The 2518-nt window shown below is 64.1% G+C and carries 3 protein-coding genes and 1 pseudogene; 3 read left to right on the forward strand and 1 reads right to left on the reverse strand.

The genetic code is table 11. From position 1 onward, the window contains the following. From VN856_RS17040 to VN856_RS17050, 3 genes are all read left to right on the forward strand, one after another. Window positions 1–750, forward strand: a 750-nt coding sequence (locus VN856_RS17040) for an HAD-IB family hydrolase (RefSeq protein ID WP_325691071.1), incomplete at its 5' end; no start/stop codon positions are given. A 39-nt stretch (window positions 751–789) separates the two neighbouring features. Continuing rightward, window positions 790–1302, forward strand: coding sequence for an FAS1-like dehydratase domain-containing protein (locus VN856_RS17045; RefSeq protein WP_325691073.1), 513 nt, complete (start codon window positions 790–792; stop codon window positions 1300–1302). Window positions 1303–1336: 34 nt separating this feature from the next. Beyond that, on the forward strand, window positions 1337–2206 hold the full coding sequence (locus VN856_RS17050) for a cyclopropane mycolic acid synthase family methyltransferase (RefSeq protein ID WP_325691075.1): 870 nt from the start codon (window positions 1337–1339) through the stop codon (window positions 2204–2206). 9 nt (window positions 2207–2215) lie between these two features. Here the strand turns inward: VN856_RS17050 and VN856_RS17055 are convergent. Continuing rightward, window positions 2216–2518, reverse strand: a pseudogene (locus tag VN856_RS17055) (hypothetical protein); the annotation flags it as partial.

Genomic DNA, 2518 nt, shown 5'->3' on the forward strand with positions numbered 1-2518 from the left:
TTCTTCGACGTCGACAACACCTTGGTGCAGGGCTCGTCGCTGATCCACTTCGGCCGCGGCCTGGCCGCCCGAAAGTACTTCACCTATCGCGACGTCCTCGGATTCGTCTACGCGCAGGCCAAGTTTCAGGTCCTCGGCAAAGAGAACAGCGACGACGTCGCCGCCGGCCGTCGCAAGGCGCTGGCGTTCATCGAGGGCCGATCCACCGACGAGCTGACCCAGCTGGGCGAAGAGGTCTACGACGAGATCATCGCCGAGAAGATCTGGGAGGGCACCCGCGATCTGGCCCAGATGCACCTCGACGCCGGCCAGCAGGTGTGGCTCGTCACCGCCACGCCCTACGAGCTCGCGATCACCATCGCCCGCCGCCTCGGACTGACCGGGGCACTGGGCACGGTCGCCGAATCGGTCGACGGGATCTTCACCGGCCGGCTGGTCGGCGACATCCTGCACGGCCCCGGTAAGGCGCACGCGGTGCGCTCGCTGGCCATCCGCGAGGGCCTCAACCTGAAGCGCTGCACCGCCTACTCCGACAGCTACAACGACGTGCCGTTGCTGTCCCTGGTCGGCACGGCCGTAGCGATCAACCCGGACACCGCTTTGCGCGACTACGCCCGCAAACGTGGCTGGGAAATCCGCGACTTCCGGACCGCCCGCAAGGCCGCCCGGATCGGCGTACCGTCGGCTTTGGCCTTAGGCGCGGCGGGCGGCGCGCTGGCTGCGGTGGCATCTCGACGCCAATCTCGCTGATAAGCTGCGCCGCTGAGCACCATAAGAGTGGAGCAGCGCATGTCATTGCCCGCAGGCACCCAAGACCTGATCGGGACGCACTACCGGTACCCCGACTACTTCGACGTGGGTCGCGAAAAGATTCGCGAGTTTGCTGAGTCCATCAGCAACGATCACCCGTCGCACCACTCCGAGGAGTCGGCTGCCGAAATCGGCTACGACACCACGGTGGCGCCGCTGACTTTCCTCGCGGTGGCCGGACGGCGCGTCCAGATGGACGTGTTCACCAAGTTCGACATCCCGATCAACATGGCCCGGGTGTTGCACCGCGACCAGAAATTCCTGTACCACCGGCCGATCAAGGCCGGTGACCGGCTGTACTTCGACACCTATCTGGACTCGGTCATCGAGTCGCACGGGACCGTGATCGCCGAGATTCGCAGCGAAGTCACAGACGCCGACGACAACCCCATCATCACCAGCATCGTCACCATGCTCGGCGAGTCGTCAAACCCAGACGCGAACGCAGAGGCGACAATCGCGGCAATTGCATCCATCCGCGCTGGCGCTTAGGGTCAGCCGGAGCCTTCAGGGGGAATCCAAACCAATGAGCACCGATCTCACGCCGCACTTTGACGACGTCCAGTCGCATTACGACCTGTCGGACGACTTCTACCGGCTCTTTCTCGACCCCAGCCAGACCTACAGCTGCGCATACTTCGAGCGCGACGACATGACGCTCGAGGAAGCCCAGCTGGCAAAGGTCGATCTCTCGCTGGGCAAACTGGGCTTGGAACCCGGCATGACGCTGCTCGACGTGGGCTGCGGCTGGGGGGCAACCCTGCGCCGCGCGATCGAGAAATACGACGTCAACGTGATCGGCCTGACGTTGTCCAAAAATCAGGCCGACCACGTGCAGAAGTCGTTCGACGCACTGGACACCACGCGCTCGCGGCAGGTGTTGCTGAACGGCTGGGAGCAGTTCCACGAGCCGGTCGACCGGATCGTCTCCATCGGCGCCTTCGAGCACTTCGGCTTCGAGCGTTACGACGACTTCTTCAAGATGGCCTGGGATGCGCTGCCCGCCGGCGGAACGATGATGTTGCACACCATCGTCGTCCCGAGCGACCAAGAATTGAAAGACCGCGGGATCAAGATGACCATGACGCGGGCGCGGTTCGCCCTGTTCATGATGAACGAGATCTTCCCCGGCGGCCGCCTGCCGACGGTCGCCATCGTCGAGGATCACGCAACCAGGGGCGGCTTCGAGGTCACGCGCGTCCAACCGCTGCGGCAGCACTACGCGCGGACGCTCGACTTCTGGGCGCAGGCGTTAGAAAACCGTAAAGAAGACGCCATCGCGATCCAGTCCGAAGAGGTCTACGACCGCTACATGAAATACCTCACGGGGTGTGCCGAGCTGTTCCGCGAGGGCGCCTGCGACGTGGCGCAGTTCACGCTGGTCAAACCGGCTTAACTCAAGGCCTCAGCCGAAGAACATATTGCGGCGGCCGGCCAGCAGCTGGTACAGCGTCTGCTGAATCGTCTCGCGCACCTGGTCGGTCAACTCGAAGGTGACCATCGGGTCCTCGGCGTCGGCGCCCTCGTAATTTGCCGTTTCGATCGGCTCGCCGAACGCGATGTGCCACTTCGACGGCAGCGGCACCAGCCCCGCCGGACCGGCCAGCGGGAACAGTGGCGTGATCGGGAAGTACGGCAGCCCGAACAGCCGCGCCAGCAGCTTGACGTCGGTCAGCATCGGATAGATCTCTTCCGAACCGATGATGGA

Source organism: Mycobacterium sp., assembly GCF_035603715.1.
Lineage (GTDB): Bacteria > Actinomycetota > Actinomycetes > Mycobacteriales > Mycobacteriaceae > Mycobacterium.